Source organism: Paraburkholderia tagetis (assembly GCF_022213065.1).
GTDB classification, from domain to species: domain Bacteria; phylum Pseudomonadota; class Gammaproteobacteria; order Burkholderiales; family Burkholderiaceae; genus Paraburkholderia; species Paraburkholderia tagetis.
Map to the genome: position 1 here is coordinate 1 of NZ_JAKLJA010000032.1, position 16,307 is coordinate 16,307.

Annotated in this window: 13 protein-coding genes; 10 read left to right on the top strand and 3 right to left on the bottom strand. The window is 65.9% G+C overall.

The features are described 5' to 3' along the window. The first annotated feature begins 455 nt into the window (after nucleotides 1-455). The 3 genes from L5014_RS27945 (at nucleotide 456) to L5014_RS27955 (ending at nucleotide 5,416) form a co-directional block, all read left to right on the top strand. Entirely contained in the window at nucleotides 456-1,742 is a 1,287-nt protein-coding gene (locus tag L5014_RS27945) for a dicarboxylate/amino acid:cation symporter (RefSeq protein ID WP_238467115.1), read from the top strand. Nucleotides 1,743-1,946: 204 nt separating this feature from the next. After that, on the top strand, nucleotides 1,947-4,034 hold the full coding sequence (locus L5014_RS27950) for a sensor histidine kinase (protein ID WP_420800155.1): 2,088 nt from the start codon (nucleotides 1,947-1,949) through the stop codon (nucleotides 4,032-4,034). A 20-nt stretch (nucleotides 4,035-4,054) separates the two neighbouring features. Next, nucleotides 4,055-5,416, top strand: coding sequence for a sigma-54-dependent transcriptional regulator (locus tag L5014_RS27955; RefSeq protein ID WP_238467043.1), 1,362 nt, complete (start codon nucleotides 4,055-4,057; stop codon nucleotides 5,414-5,416). Between the two features lie 107 nt (nucleotides 5,417-5,523). Here the strand turns inward: L5014_RS27955 and L5014_RS27960 are convergent, their stop codons facing one another. Continuing rightward, entirely contained in the window at nucleotides 5,524-6,054 is a 531-nt protein-coding gene (locus L5014_RS27960) for a TlpA disulfide reductase family protein (protein ID WP_238467044.1), read from the bottom strand. A 160-nt stretch (nucleotides 6,055-6,214) separates the two neighbouring features. Between L5014_RS27960 and L5014_RS27965 the strand changes: the two genes are divergently transcribed. Beyond that, the gene (locus L5014_RS27965; RefSeq protein ID WP_238467045.1) at nucleotides 6,215-6,817 is read left to right on the top strand and encodes a hypothetical protein; all 603 of its coding nucleotides are present in this window, start codon (nucleotides 6,215-6,217) and stop codon (nucleotides 6,815-6,817) included. Nucleotides 6,818-7,194: 377 nt separating this feature from the next. On the opposite strand, the gene L5014_RS27970 is transcribed toward L5014_RS27965, so the two are convergent. Beyond that, a complete protein-coding gene (locus L5014_RS27970; protein ID WP_238467046.1) occupies nucleotides 7,195-8,808 on the bottom strand; it encodes a YifB family Mg chelatase-like AAA ATPase in 1,614 nt (537 codons plus the stop codon). 216 nt (nucleotides 8,809-9,024) lie between these two features. Further along, nucleotides 9,025-9,282 (bottom strand): accessory factor UbiK family protein, encoded by a 258-nt coding sequence (locus L5014_RS27975; RefSeq protein WP_238467047.1) that lies wholly within the window; start codon nucleotides 9,280-9,282, stop codon nucleotides 9,025-9,027. 570 nt (nucleotides 9,283-9,852) lie between these two features. Between L5014_RS27975 and L5014_RS27980 the strand changes: the two genes are divergently transcribed. The 6 genes from L5014_RS27980 (at nucleotide 9,853) to L5014_RS28005 (ending at nucleotide 15,990) form a co-directional block, all read left to right on the top strand. Continuing rightward, nucleotides 9,853-10,191 carry a P-II family nitrogen regulator gene (locus L5014_RS27980; RefSeq protein WP_238467048.1) on the top strand — a complete coding sequence of 113 codons (339 nt, stop codon included), beginning with the start codon at nucleotides 9,853-9,855 and terminating at the stop codon, nucleotides 10,189-10,191. A 51-nt stretch (nucleotides 10,192-10,242) separates the two neighbouring features. Next, a complete protein-coding gene (locus tag L5014_RS27985) occupies nucleotides 10,243-11,724 on the top strand; it encodes an ammonium transporter (protein ID WP_238467049.1) in 1,482 nt (493 codons plus the stop codon). Nucleotides 11,725-12,109: 385 nt separating this feature from the next. Then, entirely contained in the window at nucleotides 12,110-13,399 is a 1,290-nt protein-coding gene (gene gshA, locus L5014_RS27990) for a glutamate--cysteine ligase (protein ID WP_035523703.1), read from the top strand. Between the two features lie 146 nt (nucleotides 13,400-13,545). Further along, entirely contained in the window at nucleotides 13,546-14,499 is a 954-nt protein-coding gene (gene gshB / locus L5014_RS27995; RefSeq protein ID WP_238467050.1) for a glutathione synthase, read from the top strand. Between the two features lie 343 nt (nucleotides 14,500-14,842). Then, the gene (locus tag L5014_RS28000; protein ID WP_238467051.1) at nucleotides 14,843-15,418 is read left to right on the top strand and encodes a PTS sugar transporter subunit IIA; all 576 of its coding nucleotides are present in this window, start codon (nucleotides 14,843-14,845) and stop codon (nucleotides 15,416-15,418) included. 302 nt (nucleotides 15,419-15,720) lie between these two features. Then, nucleotides 15,721-15,990, top strand: coding sequence for an HPr family phosphocarrier protein (locus tag L5014_RS28005; RefSeq protein ID WP_238467052.1), 270 nt, complete (start codon nucleotides 15,721-15,723; stop codon nucleotides 15,988-15,990). Nucleotides 15,991-16,307: the final 317 nt, after the last annotated feature.

Consider the following 16,307-nt stretch of genomic DNA (forward strand, 5'->3'; position numbering starts at 1 on the left):
GTTCTCTCGGTCTCCCCTCGGTTAGCCGGTAGTCGATCAACCGATCCGAACCGCCGTGTACGGACCCGTACGCACGGTGGTGTGGGAGGGGTCGGGCCGCGAGGCCTGCCCCTATCCCGATCGTCCGCCGCGCCCAGTCAGGGACCCTCCAGTCCCCATTTCCCATCTCATTCCGGAAACCCGGACGCTGCCCGGTCTCGTTTCTGGAAATCCAGATTCCTCCTGCACTTTCGCGACGCAAAGGCCTTGTCGATCAAGGCTGACGGTGCTCCGCGTCGCTGGCATCAACCTTGCTAAATAGATCGCGCGGCTACCCAGGCCGCGACAAAAAAACATCAAGGAGACAGCCGATGTCCGATCCCTACGTCCGGTTTCGCTGATCCCCCCGTTTCGACCTGTCGCGGCAATGCGCTCGAAAAAGCGCGGCCATCGGCTTAACCTATTTGCGGGATTCAATCGTGAAGAAACCTCTGCACAAAATCCTTTATGTCCAGGTGATCGTGGCGATCATCATCGGCGTGATCCTCGGCCACTACTCGCCGGCCCTCGGCATCGACATGAAGCCGCTCGGCGACGCCTTTATCAAGCTCATCAAGATGGTGATCGGGCCGATCATCTTCTGTACCGTCGTGACCGGTATCGCCGGCATGGAGGACATGAAGAAGGTGGGCCGCGTGGGCGGCAAGGCGCTGCTCTACTTCGAGATCGTCTCGACCTTCGCGCTGCTGCTCGGCCTGCTTGCCACGCACGTGCTCAAGCCGGGCGCGGGCTTCAACGTCGACGTCAACACGCTCGACGGCAAGGCCGTGGCGAGTTACGCGGCGAAGGCGCACGGCCAGAGCACGGTCGACTTCCTGATGCACATCATTCCGGACACGATGTTCTCGGCATTCGCACAAGGCGAGATCCTGCAGATCCTGCTGATCGCGCTGCTCTTTGGCGCGGTGCTCACGCATCTGGGCGAGCGTGGCCGCGTGGTCACCGATCTCATCGAGGGCGTCTCGGGCGTGCTGTTCGGCGTCGTCAAGATCGTCACGAAGCTTGCCCCCATCGGCGCGTTCGGCGCGATGGCGTTCACCATCGGCAAGTACGGCGTGGGCTCACTCATCCCGATGCTCAAGCTGATCGGCACGTTCTATCTCACGTCAGTGGTGTTCGTGCTGGTGGTGCTGGGCACGATCGCGCGCTTCACGGGCTTCTCGATCATCCGCTTCGTTTCCTACATCAAGGAAGAGCTGCTGATCGTGCTGGGCACGAGCTCATCGGAGTCGGCGCTGCCGCAACTGATGCAAAAGCTCGAGCGCCTGGGCTGCTCGCGCTCGGTCGTGGGCCTCGTGGTGCCGACCGGCTACTCGTTCAACCTCGACGGCACCAACATCTATATGACGATGGCGGTGCTCTTCATCGCCCAGGCGACCAACACCGACCTCACGTGGACGCAGCAGCTCACGCTGCTCGCCGTCACCATGCTCACCTCGAAGGGCGCGAGCGGCGTGACCGGCGCGGGCTTCATCACGCTCGCGGCCACGCTGGCCGTGGTGCCCACGATTCCGCTTTCGGGCATGGTGCTGATTCTCGGCATCGACCGCTTCATGAGCGAGTGCCGTGCGCTCACCAACATCGTCGGCAACGGCGTGGCAACGGTCGTGGTCTCTGCATGGGAGAAGGAGCTCGACCGCAACAAGATGCGCGCTGTGCTTTCGGGCCAGGCGGAAGATGTGAAGGAGAGCGCGGGCGTGTGAGCACGTCGGTTGGCTCGTAGTTGGCTCGTTGGCCTGTCTTTGCCGACGGGCCAATTCGATGACCAACGCGATGGACCAACTCGATGCGGCGGCGCGGCGTCCGGGCGGCGCGGGCCGCCGCGCCGAGCCGAGCCGCCGCCGTTCGCAAGATCCGTCGTATCGGTTTTCGCGGCGCCCGCCGCTTTTCCCGCCCACCCTGTGGCGATCCGCCCGCCTGCCCCTCCTGTTTCCCCCGGCGCTTGCCGTTTCTCACCGTGGGCCGCCTCGCGCGGTAAGCGTGTGCCACAATTCCAGCTATCCCCGCACGATCATCCGGAAGCTTCATTCGTGACGCGCCGCCTCCTTCTATTGTTCGCGCTCGCCGTCGGGCTCGCGGCGGTCTGCACGCTTGCGTGGTCGCTCGCCTGGCAGACCGGCGTCGACGCGCTGCGCCGCAATGCCGCCGTGCGCAACGACCGCACGACCGCCGCGCTCAAGAGCACGCTCGAGCGCTATGAATCGCTGCCCTATCTGGTGGGCGCGCATCCGCTCGTGCAGGACGTGCTCGCCGATCCGAAACCCGAGTGGGTGGCGCAGGCGAACCGCTATCTCGAGGACGTGAACCGCCACGCGCGCGCCACCACCACTTACATCATCCGCGCGGATGGCCTGTGCATCGCCGCAAGCAACTGGCGCGGGCCGGATAGTTTCGTGGGCGTGGGCTACCAGTTCCGGCCGTACTTCATCGAGGCGGCGAAGGGAGCGGTAGGGCGCTTCTTCGGCATCGGCACGATCTCGCACGACCCGGGCTACTACATTTCGCAGCCGGTGCGGCGCAACGGCAAAATCGTCGGCGTAGCGGTGGTCAAGCTCAATCTCGAATGGTTTCCGGGCTCGGACGCCTCCGAGCCGTTGCTGGTCACCGACGATCACGGCGTGATCTTTCTCTCCTCGGTGAGCGCATGGAAGTACCGCACGGTGCGCCCGCTGCCCGCTGACGTGGTGGCATCGATCGACGAGACGCGGCAGTACGCGCGCCAGGACATCGCACCGCTGCCCGTGAGCGTGGAGCGCGTGCTGGAGGGCGGCGCCGATATCGTGCGCATCGGCAGCGGCCTGCGCGCGCCGCGCTATCTGGAGACGCGCCGCGCGCTCGGCGGGCCCGACTGGCATCTGGTGACCATGTCGCCGATCGATCCGGTGCTGGACGCGGCGCGCAACGCCACGATCATGACGGGCTTCGGTTATGTCTCGCTGTGCCTGCTGGCGTTCTACTGGCGCATGCGCCGCGCGCGCGTGCGAGAAGTGCTGCGCAGCCGCGCAATGCTGCAAAAGGCCTACGCGATGCTCAACGACCGCGTGGCCGAGCGCACCGCCGATCTCTCGCAGGCCAACGAGCGCTTGCAGCGCGAAGTGGCCGAGCGCACGCGCACCGAAGCGGAGCTGCGCGCGACCCAGGACGAGCTGATTCAGGCGAGCAAGCTCGCCGCGCTCGGGCAGATGGCGGCCGGCATCACGCACGAGCTCAATCAACCGCTCGCGGCGCTGCGCAGCTTCTCCGACAATACCCGCGTGTTTCTGGAGCGCGGCCAGTACGACGTGGCGCACGAGAATCTGGAGGCGATCGGCTCGCTCACCGAGCGCATGGGCAAGATCGTGAATCAGCTCAAGCTCTTCGTGGGGCGCGCCAAGCCGAAGAGCCAGCGCTCGCCGGTGGGGCGCGCGCTGCGCAACGCGCTTGGGCTGCTCGGCAAGCGTCTCGAAGGCGTGAGCGTGGCGCTCACCGTCACCGACGGCGACGCCGCGAGCGTGCCGCTCGACCTGCATGCCGAGTATCCCGGGCTGGTCGCGCAGTGCGACGACCTGCGGCTCGAACAGGTGCTCATCAACCTGATCGGCAATGCGCTCGACGCGGTGGCTGGCACGAGCGCGCCGCGCATCGCGATCGACGTGCGCGCGCAGCCCGCGACCATCGAGATCGCCGTATGCGATAGCGGGCCCGGTATTCCCGCCGATGTCATGCCGCGCCTGTTCGAGCCGTTCTTCACGACGAAGGAGATGGGGCAGGGTCTGGGCCTGGGGCTTGCGATCTCCTCGTCGATCGCGCGCGATTGCGGCGGCGCGCTCGCGGCGCACAATGCCGTGGATGGCGGCGCCTGCTTCGTGCTGACGCTGCGCCGCACGCGAGTGAATGCGGCGCTCGCGGCCGCGAACGAAAGCGCGCCGCCGCCCGCCGATGCGAACATGGCGGGAACGACGAAGGAAAGCACGAAGCGCAACCCGGCGGCGCCCGCGAACGGCGTGCGCCACTGAACTCAGGAAGACGAACCAACATGGTCAGCTCGATGCCCGGCCGGGTGCTCTATGTGGAGGACGACGAACTGGTGCGGCGCGCCGGCGTGCAGAGCCTGCAGCTCGCGGGCTTCGACGCCACCGGTTTCGCGAACGCCGAGGCCGCGCTGCCGCTCGTGGATGCCGAATTCGCCGGCGTCGTGGTAAGCGACATTCGCCTGCCCGGCATGAGCGGGCTCGATCTGCTCGCGCAGTGCCACGAGCGCGCGCCCGACGTGCCGGTGATTCTCGTCACGGGCCACGGCGACATCTCGATGGCCGTGCAGGCGATGCGCGACGGCGCCTATGACTTCATCGAAAAGCCGTTCGCCTCCGAGCGCTTGATCGAGACGGTACGGCGCGCGCTCGAGCGCCGCACGCTGATGCTCGAAAACGTCGCGCTGCGCCGCGAGCTGGCGGGGCAGAACACGCTCGCGCCGCGCATCATCGGCAAGAGCCCGGCGATCGAGCAGGTGCGCAAGCTGATCGCGAACGTCGCGCCCACGGATGCTGCCGTGCTCATCAATGGCGACACCGGCGCCGGCAAGGAGCTGATCGCGCGCAGCCTGCACGAACTTTCGCCGCGTCGCGACAAGCCGTTCGTGGCCGTGAACTGCGGCGCGCTGCCCGAGCCGATGTTCGAATCGGAGATGTTCGGCTACGAGCCTGGCGCGTTCACGGGCGCGGCCAAGCGGCGCATCGGCAAGCTCGAGCACGCCGCGGGCGGCACGCTCTTTCTCGACGAGATCGAGAGCATGCCGCTCGCGCTCCAGGTGAAGCTTCTGCGTGTGCTCCAGGACGGCGTGCTGGAGCGCCTCGGCTCGAATCAACCCGTGCGCGTGGACCTGCGCGTGGTCGCGGCGGCCAAGGGCGACATGATGGAGCACGTGGCTGCGGGCACCTTCCGGCGCGACTTGCTGTATCGCCTCAACGTGGTGACGATTGCGCTGCCGCCGCTCGCCGAGCGCCGTGAAGACATCGTGCCGCTCTTCGAGCACTTCCTGCTGGACGCGGCGGTGCGTTATCAGCGCCCCGCGCCGCTGCTGACCGAGCGCGACCGCGTGCGGCTTGCACAGCGCGACTGGCCGGGCAACGTGCGTGAGCTGCGCAACGCGGCGGACCGCTACGTGCTTGGCATTCCCGACGATGTCGCGCCGCAGGCCGCGAGCGGCGCCGACGACGCGCTGCCGCTCAAGGAGCGCGTCGAGCAGTATGAGCGCGCGCTGATTGCCGATGCGCTCCAGCAGACGCACGGCGCGGTCGCCCAGGCGGCCGAGCGGCTACAGATGGCGAAGGCCACGCTCTACGAGAAGATGCGCCGCTACGGGCTGGTGGCGCGAGGGGAGAACGAAGTGCGCGGGTGAGAGGGGCGAGCGAGCACGGCGGAAATGAAAACGGCAGCGGGGTTCCGCTGCCGTTTGTGTCTGGTGTTACCTGGTGTTGCGTGCTTCTGCGTTCTGAGCGAAGCGCGTCAGGTCGCAAGCGCCTTTTGCAGCAGCGCGTCGAGCTCGGCGAACTTCGGCTCGCCCACATAGCGCTTGAGAATCTTGCCGTTGCGGTCGACCACGAAGGTGGTGGGCGTGAGCTGGACGTTGCCGAACTGCCTGGCCGCCGAGCCGTCGTCCATCGCCACCTTGAACGGCAACTGGCGCGTTTGCGCGTAATTGACGACGTACATGGGCGCGTCGTAGTTCATCGCCACGGCGACGAATTCGAGGCCTTCGCCCTTGAAGCGGTTATAGGTCTGGACCATCTGCGGCATTTCCTTCATGCAGGTGGTGCAACTAGTCGCCCAGAAGTTGACGAGATAGACCTTGCCCTTGAGATCGGCGGTCGAGACCTTTTGGCCGGAGAGCAGCGTGAAGGTGGCGTCGGGCACGCGCTGCTGGCTGCCGAAGAACGCGAAGTAGCCGGCGATTGCCAATGCGGCGACGACGACTACGGCGCCGATACTGCGGATCGCACTGGAGCGCGCCTTCGGGGGTGTCGGGGATGCTGACATGAGTGAAGCCTCGGGCGCCTCTTGGCGCGAAAATGAGCCGAACTATTGTAGCGCCGAATTTCCCGGCATAGCGGTTGCAGCGGCACGGGCGGACATAAGCAAAGGATAATGTCCCGCGCAGTCATTTCCTCACACTTTTCAGCCGCCACGCTTGCGTCCCATGGTCTTCAACGTTCTTTCCCGCACCCGTCTTTCGCAGATTCTGCCGTCGCGCTTGCGCACGCGCCTCGCGCGCGCGGCAGCCGCGGCACTGCTTGCGGGCTCGCTCGCGCCGCTCATCGCCTGCTCGCCCACCTACGACTGGCGCACGATCTCGAATGATGCGAGCGGCTATAGCGTCGATATGCCGGCCAAGCCGGGCTCGGACGAGCGCCGCATCGACGTGGACGGTACGCCGATGCGCATGCGGGTCCAGACCGCCGAGGTGAGCGGCGCGGTGTTCGTGGTCGGCACGCTCGACCTGCCCGACGCGCAACTAGCCACGCAGCAAAAAGCGCTGGCGTTCCTGCGCGCCGCGATCGCGCGCAACCTGAGCGCGGCGCCCGAGGCGCATGCGGTGGCGGTGCCGCTCGAGACGGGAGGCTCGGTCGAGGGCGTCGACATGGCGCTCGCCGGCAAGGCGGGTGGGAAGGAGGAGCAGCGCACGATCCATGCGCGGCTCGTCGTCAAGGGAGCGCATGCTTACCAATTGGCGATCATAGGGCGCGAGCAGCCGGCGACCGAGCAGGTCGATCAGTTCTTCCAATCGTTCAAGCTCCATTGACCGCCGCTTAGGATTACGGAACGACAGGCGGTTGCGAGCGGAAGTGAATGTGCAGCCCTGGGTTTACGGGCTAATACCCGGATTTCATTGAGGGTTTACGAGTTACCCACAGGTCCTGTGGGTAACTTTGTGGAAAAAGACGGTTCATTGCCCGCAAATGGCCACGCTGTGGGCTTTTTGTTAGTTTGGCGCACTTCTTGATAAAAGGTTAATTCGATAAAAATCAACGACTTGCGTTTTGGGTCAAAGCTAAATGCGAATCGTGCAAGAAATTGCCGTCAATAAGGCGAAGTGTGCATAAGTCAAGTCTTGACTTCCTTTTTTTGATCCGTCTGAAGGTTGGAATTCGGGTTTCGGCGCTGGCCGCTCACTGGCCGCTACTGATCGCTGAACACGCGCCGATACTGCACCGCTTCCGCGACGTGCGCCGCTTCGGGCATGGGCGCGCCAGCGAGGTCCGCGATCGTGCGCGCCACCTTGAGCGCACGGTAGTACGCGCGCGCGGACCAACCGAAGCGTTCGCCGGCCTCGCGTAGCAAGGCTTCGCCCGCAGCGTCGGGGTGGCAGACCGCGTCGGTCTCGCGCCCGCTCAGTTCGCGGTTGGTCTTGCCTTGGCGGGCGATCTGGCGCTCGCGCGCCGCCGCCACGCGAGCGGCCACGGCTGCGCTGGGCTCACCGGGCGCGCTCGCGCGCGAGGCGAGTTCGGCTGGCGGCAGCGCGGGAATCTCGATCTGGATGTCGATGCGGTCGAGGAGCGGCCCGGAGAGCTTGCGGCGATAGCGCGCCGCGGCCTCGGGCGTGCAGCGGCACCGCCCCGAGGTATCGCCGCGCCAGCCGCATGGGCACGGATTCATGGCAGCGACGAGCTGACAGGCCGCCGGAAAGTCGGTCTGCCACGCCGCGCGCGAGATGGTGATGGAGCCCGCTTCGAGGGGCTCGCGCAAGGTTTCCAGCACATGGCGGTCAAACTCGGGCAGCTCGTCCAGAAATAGGACACCTGAATGCGCGAGTGTGATCTCGCCGGGCTGAGGCGGATTGCGCCCGCCGATCAGCGCCGCCGCGCTGGACGAATGATGCGGTGCGCGAAACGGCCGCCGACGCCATTGCTGCGGTGAAAAGCCCAGCGCGCTCGACGAGAGCAGAGCGGCGCTGGCGAGTGCCTCGGCGTCGGTCATCGGTGGCAGGAGGCCGGGCAGGCGCGCGGCGAGCATCGACTTGCCCGCGCCCGGCGGACCGACCATCAACAAATGATGACCACCAGCTGCGGCGACTTCGAGCGCGCGGCGCGCGCCGCGCTGACCGATCACGTCGGCCATGTCGGGCTGCGGCGCGGCTGGCGCCGCATCGAGCGCGCCGGCGCGCACGGGCGCAAGGCACGCGTCTTCCGCGCCCGAGAGGTGAGCGCAGAGCGTGCGCAGGTCGGGGACGGCATAGACATCCACGCCGGGCACGAGCGCGGCTTCGGCGGCGTTGTCCGCGGGCAGGTAGAGCTCGGGGGTGTGCGCGCACGTCTCGGTGCACGTCTGGGTGCCGATGTGCGTGTGTGTCGGCGCCGCGTCGTATGTTTCAGGCGGCTGCGGGATGCCGGCATGCGCGCGTGCCGTGCCGCACGCCATCGCGAACGCGCCGCGCATGGGGCGCACTGCGCCCGAGAGCGAGAGCTCGCCCGCGAACTCGCGCGCGGGCGTGAGCGCCGCAGCGGGAATTTGCCCGCTCGCTGCGAGAATGCCTAGCGCGATGGGCAAGTCGAAGCGCCCCGACTCCTTGGGCAAGTCGGCGGGCGCGAGATTCACGGTGATACGGCGCACGGGAAAATCGAAGCCGCAGTTCGAGAGCGCTGCCCGCACGCGCTCGCGGCTTTCGCGGACTTCGAGATCGGGCAGCCCGACGATAGAGAACGACGGCAGCCCGTTGGCGAGATGGACTTCTACGGTCACATCGGGCGCGCGGCCAGCAGCCGGCGCGCGGCTGCGCACCACGGCAAGCGACATGGAGATCTCCGGAAAGGGGCACACGAATGGTGAACGCGAGTGGATGCAGCGAACCACCCTTCATGCGCCAGGCTGGTGAGGCGCGTGCCCCTTTACGGTTCCATTGCGGAACTGTTACGGCTCGCTTGCCTCAGGGCCCGCTGTTTCCGATTAACGATCGATTAATGATCGATTCGTCAGCGATTAGCGCGAACAGGCCCTGGTGCATTGAATTAATCAGGATGACTGGCCAGTGACCGGCTGCTTCTGTTCGAGCTCGGCCACGCGGCGCTCGAGTTCCTCGAGGCGCTGGCGCGTGCGTACCAGCACCTGCGTCTGCGCGTCGAATTCCTCGCGCGTGACGAGATCGAGCTTCGAGAAGCCTTGCGAGAGCATGGCGCGCACGTTGCGCTCGACATCGCGCGCCGGCGAGTTCTTCAGGAGCTCACTCACCTTCGATTGCAGATCGTTGAATACGTCGTTTGGCTGTTTCATTCGGTTCCCCTTACTACCCAAATTCGCTGCACAAAAAATGTGCAGATTTCGTTTCGACTGTGCCTCGCTTTGGATCGTGATCGATCTTGGTGCGAAACCCGCGAGGCTCATGACGCCCATGAGCGCAACTGGTGCACGGTGCGTCGCCCATACGCTGGCGGCGCCTCATGACGCGTACGCGGCCCGCGACCTGCGCTTGCGCCGCGCCGGCCTGCCTGAAAACACTCTAGCAACGATCGACAGGCGCCGCCACCGCGCAGCGTGAGCGCTGGCCGTCCGGCCAGGACCTTGGCGCAGGCCGCTCAGGCCCATTCGGCGCGGGTTGGCGCGCGTGGACCGGCATTGTCCACGGGTTACGCGATTCGTGCACCGAGATCCGTCAGAAAAGATGACGGAACAAATTGGCACGAGTGTTGCTAATACTGCATCGCACACCGAGCAGCGACTGGCTCGCGGTGCGCCAGCGAGGCGAAAGCCGCACCGCCGGCGCCCACTGCGAGACTGAATACGGGACGAAAGCAATCAAGAGCAACCGCGGACCAACCACAGGGCACCCGCAGCGAGGACAACATGAAACTGATCACAGCAATCATCAAGCCGTTCAAGCTCGACGAGGCGCGCGAGGCCCTCTCGGCCATTGGCGTCTCGGGGATCACGGTCACCGAAGTCAAGGGCTTCGGCCGTCAGAAGGGCCATACCGAGCTGTATCGGGGCGCGGAATACGTCGTCGACTTCCTGCCCAAGGTCAAGATCGAAGCCGCCGTCTCCGACGACATTGTCGATCAGGCCATCGAGGCGATCGAACGCGCCGCTCGCACCGGCAAGATCGGCGACGGCAAGATCTTCGTCGCCCCCATCGAACAAGTCATTCGCATCCGCACCGGCGAGACCGGCGCGGACGCACTGTGATCCGACCAATGAAGTCCTTGTGACAGACGAGAGAGACAAGAGGAAACCGAGATGCGCAAACTTTTGATGTCCCTGCTGATGGCCGGCTCGCTGCTGGCCGGTGGCATCGGCGCCGCGCTGGCCGACGATGCGTCCGCGCCGGCTGCTGCGTCCGCGCCTGCCGCGCCCGCACCCGAGGCCACGGCATCGGCCGCCCCAGCCGCATCGGCCACCCCCGCGGCTGCCGATACCGCCTCCGCACCCGCCGCGGCCGCAAGCGCTCCGGCTGAAGCCGCGCCCGCCGCCCCGACCGCGCCGTTCTCGGTCGACTCGTCGAAGATCAACTCGGGCGACACCGCGTGGATGCTCACCTCCACCGCGCTCGTGCTGTTCATGACGATTCCGGGTCTCGCGCTCTTCTACGGCGGCATGGTCCGCAAGAAGAACGTGCTCGCGACGCTCATGCAAAGCTTCGCGATTACCTGCCTCGTCACGGTGATCTGGACCGTGGTGGGCTACACCCTCGCGTTCACGCCGGGCGGCTCGTTCATTGGCGGCTTCTCGCGCGTGTTCCTTGAAGGCATGAACTACATCAAGGGCGACAAGGCGACGACGCTCACTGTGAGCCACCTCGCGCCGACCATCCCCGAGACGGTGTACTTCGTCTATCAAATGACGTTCGCGATCATCACGCCGGCGCTCATCACCGGCGCATTCGCCGACCGCATGAAGTTCTCGGCGATGCTCGTATTCATGACGATCTGGTCGATCGTTGTCTATGCGCCGATCGCGCACATGGTGTGGGAGCCGACCGGCTGGCTCGCCAAGGACGGCATCCTCGACTTCGCGGGCGGCACGGTGGTGCACATCAACGCCGGCGTCGCGGGCCTCGTATGCTGCATCGTGCTCGGCAAGCGCGTGGGCTATGGCCGCGAAGCCATGGCGCCGCACAACCTCGTGCTCACGCTGATCGGCGCGGCCATGCTGTGGGTGGGCTGGTTCGGCTTCAACGCGGGCTCGGCGGTCGCCGCCGACGGCCGTGCCGGCTTCGCGATGCTCACGACGCAAGTGGCGACCGCCTGCGCGGCGCTCGGCTGGATGTTCGCGGAGTGGATCGCCAAGGGCAAGCCCTCGGTGCTCGGTATTGCGTCGGGCGCCGTGGCGGGGCTGGTGGCCGTGACGCCGGCATCGGGCTACGTCGGCGTGATGGGCTCGATGGTGATCGGCGTGGTCGCGGGCGTGGTCTGCTTCTGGTCGGCTACCTGGCTCAAGCACAAGTTCAACTACGACGATTCGCTCGACGCGTTCGGCGTGCACGGCGTGGGCGGCATCCTCGGTGCGCTCCTGACCGGCGTGTTCGCGGTGAAGGACATCGGCGGCGCGGACGGCAGCGTTCTCCTCCAGGCCAAGGGCGTGCTCACGACCCTCATCTACAGCGGCGTGGTGAGCTTCGTCTTGCTCAAGGTGATCGACATGGTGATGGGCCTGCGCGTGAGCGAGGAACAAGAGCGCGAAGGCCTCGACGTGGTGCTGCACGGCGAGCGTGTGGAGTAAGCGGAGGGTGTTTCGCCGCGCGTCGCACACGGCGCGGCAGACCGGTTGAAGCAGTCAATTGAAGCAGTAATGCACCACGCAGCAAATTTGGCCCGCTTTTATGGCGGGCCTTTTTCTTTTTCAGGCGCTGGCTTGCGGCTTGCTGCTTGCGCAGGAATAAGCCTGGTTTCGCCTGCGTTGGCTCCAGTGTCCCTTCTTTTCGTGTGTCTCCATTGCGCCCGACCACGCGTGCGGTCCAGAATGGGTATTCGATGTGGATGAATGGGGGCGCCGAGTCACCCTATGGCGTGTAAGGGAAAAGCCGTCTTGCAACCGCTGCAATCGTCCCCAGATAAGCTCCCGGTTTCCTTACCCTCAATCAGCTTTTGTCCGCGAGTATTACCCTATGGTCCCGCATCTGGTTACGGCGTTGAACGGTCCGCTACTCGAGCTCGAGCAGCGCATCCTTGACGCGACGCCGTCCATCGAGCGCTGGTTCCGCCTCGAATGGCAGGAGCACACGCCGCCGTTCTACTGTTCGGTCGATCTGCGCAACGCGGGCTTCAAGCTCGCGCCGGTCGACACCAATCTCTTTCCCGGCGCCTTCAACTGCCTGCCGCAGGAAGTGCTGCCGCTCGCCGTGCAGGCCGCCATGGCGGCCATCGAGAAGATCTGCCCGGACGCCAAGAACCTGCTCGTGATTCCCGAGATGCACACGCGCAACGCGTTCTATCTGGAGAACGTTGCGCGCCTCGCCACGATCATGCGCCAGGCCGGTCTGAACGTGCGCTTCGGCACGCTCGACGAGACCATTGCCGGGCCGGTCACGATCTCGCTCGCGGACGGCCAGAAGATCGTGCTCGAGCCGCTCGAGCGCTCGCAGCGGCGCCTCGGTCTCAAGAACTTCGATCCATGCTCGATCCTGCTGAACAACGATCTCTCGGGCGGCATTCCGCCGGTGCTGGAGAACCTGCACGAGCAATACTTGCTGCCGCCGCTGCACGCGGGCTGGGCCGTGCGCCGCAAGTCCACGCACTTCTCCTGCTATGACGACGTGGCGAAGAAGTTCGCGAAGATGGTGGGCGTGGATCCGTGGATGATCAACCCGTACTTCGCGCACGTGGAAGGCGTCGACTTCGAGGCGCGCACGGGCGAGGAGAAGCTGGCGGCGTCCATCGACGCGGTGCTCAAGAAGATCGCGAAGAAGTATCGCGAGTACGGCATCACCGAAAAGCCCTACGTGGTGATCAAATCCGATGCCGGCACGGACGGCCGCGGCGTGATGACGGTGCACGACGCCTCCGAGGTCGCCGCGCTCACGAAGCGCGAACGTGCGAAGATGTCGGCCACGAAGGACGGGCTGGAGGTGCGCGACGTGATCGTGCAGGAGGGCGTCTACACGTTCGAGCACATCGGCGACGAAGTGGCCGAGCCGGTCGTCTACATGATCGATCGCTACGTGGTGGGCGGCTTCTACCGCGCGCACGGCAGCCGCGAGCGCGACCAGAACCTGAACGCGCCGGGCATGCACTATGTGCCGCTCGGCTTCGAGCACACGGCGCTGCCCGACACGCGCGCGAAGCCGGGCGCGGCGCCGCCCAACCGCTTCTACATGTACGGCGTGGTGGCGCGTCTCGGCTTGCTCGCGGCGTCGGTGGAGCTGGAGAAGACCGACCCCGAGGCAATCCAGGTGTAGGCACCGCCCGCACGGTTTTGCAGACAATTCAACGCAGCGCCCGCCCCGAGCGGGCGTTGCCGTCATAACACCCGGCACAACCCAGGCCAACCTGGGCATCAAGCAGGGACAAGCCAGGCACAAGGCAGAGACGAGGCAGGAACGAAATGGACATTCTCTTCATCGCCGATCCGCTCGAGCGGTTCAAGATCTACAAGGACTCGACCTACGCGATGATGGCCGAGGCCGCGAAGCGCGGCCACACGCTCTTCGCGTGCGAGCCGCAGCATCTGGCCTGGGTGAACGGCGGGGTCGAGGCCGACGTGCGGCGCTTCGAGATCGTCGGCGACACGGCGGATCTGCATCGTGAGACCTGGTTCAAGGCGACGCCTGACGCGCGTGCGCTCACGGGCTTTGACGCAATCATCATGCGCAAGGACCCGCCGTTCGACATGGAGTACGTGACCTCCACGTGGCTGCTCGAAATTGCCGAGCGCGCGGGTGCGAAGATCTTCAACAAGCCGCAGTCGATTCGCGATCACTCGGAAAAGCTCGCCATCGGCGAATTTCCGCAGTTTGTCGCGCCCACGCTCGTCACGCGCAGCGCGGCGCGCCTGCGCAAGTTCCACGAAGAGCACCAGGACGTGATCTTGAAGCCGCTCGACGGCATGGGCGGCATGGGCGTGTTCCGCGTGAAGGCGGACGGCATGAACCTCGGTTCGATCATCGAGATGCTGAGCCATGACGGCGCGCGCAGCGTGATGGCGCAGAAGTTCATCCCCGAGATCAAGGCGGGCGACAAGCGCATTTTGCTGATTGGCGGCGAGCCGGTGCCGTATTCGCTGGCGCGCATTCCTCAGGGCAACGAGGTGCGCGGCAACCTCGCGGCAGGTGGTCTGGGCGTGGCGCAGCCGCTCACCGCGCGCGACATGGAGATCGCGAAGGCGCTCGGCCCGACGCTCGCGGCACGCGGCCTGCTGCTCGTGGGGTTGGATGCGATCGGCGACTGGCTCACCGAAGTCAACGTGACGAGCCCGACGTGCTTTCGCGAGATCATGGAGCAGACCGGTTTCGACGTGGCGGCGATGTTCGTCGATGCACTGGAGCGCGCGGCGGCTTGAATCCCGCCGCGGCGCCGGCATGTTAGAAGGGCCGGGCGGCTCTGCTTGTGAGCCCGAAGCGCCGGCACGCTGTATCGTGCATGTAGCAGGGGCGCCGGGGGCAAAACAGCGCGCAAAGCGGGTTGGTGTGCGCGAAAATGACCCTGCTACAATGCCGCGAGTCCGCGTTCGGGGCTGGCTGTCCGGCGCACCGCGAGGCGCGCCGGAGTTGTCGCGTGGCGCGTGTTCCGACCCTGCTAGCTCACGGCTGGCCGCAGGTTCGGCGCTGCTGGATGCGATCGACGGGATTGGATCCCGGCCGGGAAGGTCTCGGTATCAACTGAAGCCGTTATTTGCAGCTGACATGGCAGGAATTCTGATCATCGCCCACGCGCCGCTCGCTACCGCGTTGCGCGAGTGCATCGCCCATATCTATGGCGGCTGTCCGGCGCGCATTGGCGCGCTCGACGTGCTGCCCGACAGCGACCCCGTCGAGGTGGTTGCCCAGGCGACGGCCGAAATCGAGCGTCTGCGCGAGGAAAACGGCGCGCTCGTACTCACCGACATGTTCGGCGCCACGCCTTCGAATATCGCCGCCCGACTCGCTACCGTGCCTCAGGTGCGCGTGTTGGCGGGCGTCAATCTGCCGATGCTCGTGCGCGCCGTATGCTACCGCACGACGTCGCTCGATGTGCTGGTGGAAAAGGCGCTCGCAGGCGCGAGCAAGGGCATTCAGGCGATCGGGCCGAGCGCGCCGGCGCCCGCGCACGAATGCGGCTGCGCGCCCACGCCGTGCGCCGAGGCGGCCTCCGATGCAGCGGCCCAGGCCGCCGCTGGCGCGGCGGGCCCGGCATGCGGGACGGATGGCGCCAAGGCAACAAGCACCACAGCGGCGGGCGGCCTTCCTGCCGGGATTCTGAAGCCTGCCGGCGCGGCTTGATTGGGCAACCGATCAGCCGATCAGCTAGCCGATCAAGTCACTGAGCGGGCCAACTCGACAAACCGGATACACGCGGCGAGGGCGCAGCCCACGCAAGCGCGCAGCGCTCTTGCACCGCAATGCGCACCATCGACGCACGAGCGTGAATGGGCCACAGCGGCGAACAGCGACACACAGCGACACACAGCGACACACAGCGACACACAGCGGGCACGCAGTAGATACACAGCGCGTGTCCCGCGCGAACGACGCACAATCACCGAGCATTACATCAACACACACTGCGCCTGGATCGACGAACTATGCTGCAACAAGAAACGACCATCGTGAACAAACTCGGCCTGCATGCGCGCGCGTCGGCGAAGCTGACGCAACTGGCGGGCAACTATCAGTCGGAAATCTGGATGAGCCGCAATGGCCGCCGGATCAACGCCAAGAGCATCATGGGCGTGATGATGCTGGCGGCAGGCATCGGCAGCACGGTGGTGATCGAAACCGAAGGCCCGGACGAGGCCGACGCCATGGGCGCGATGCTCAAGCTTATCGCCGACAAGTTCGGCGAAGGCCAGTGAATTTCGCGCATCGGCGTGCGATGCGGTCCCGGCAATTGCCGCCGGCCTGATGGCTGCCGGGGCGTTGCCATTGGGTTGTCGGCGGATTGCCAGTGGTTACTGGCAATGAGTGAAGATTGCTGACCATTCCTGAGGGCCGCCGCAGCATCGACTGCCGCACCCGACCTCCCCACGACGCCGCGCTTGCCCGCGGCGTTTTCGTTGCTGGGCACCGAGCCAAAGCGTAAGCCGCAGTGCAGCAGTGCGAAAGCTCGCAATCCCTTATGGCAAGGGACATTGGGCAACATCGGCGCGCTGCGGAATTTATAATGAAACCC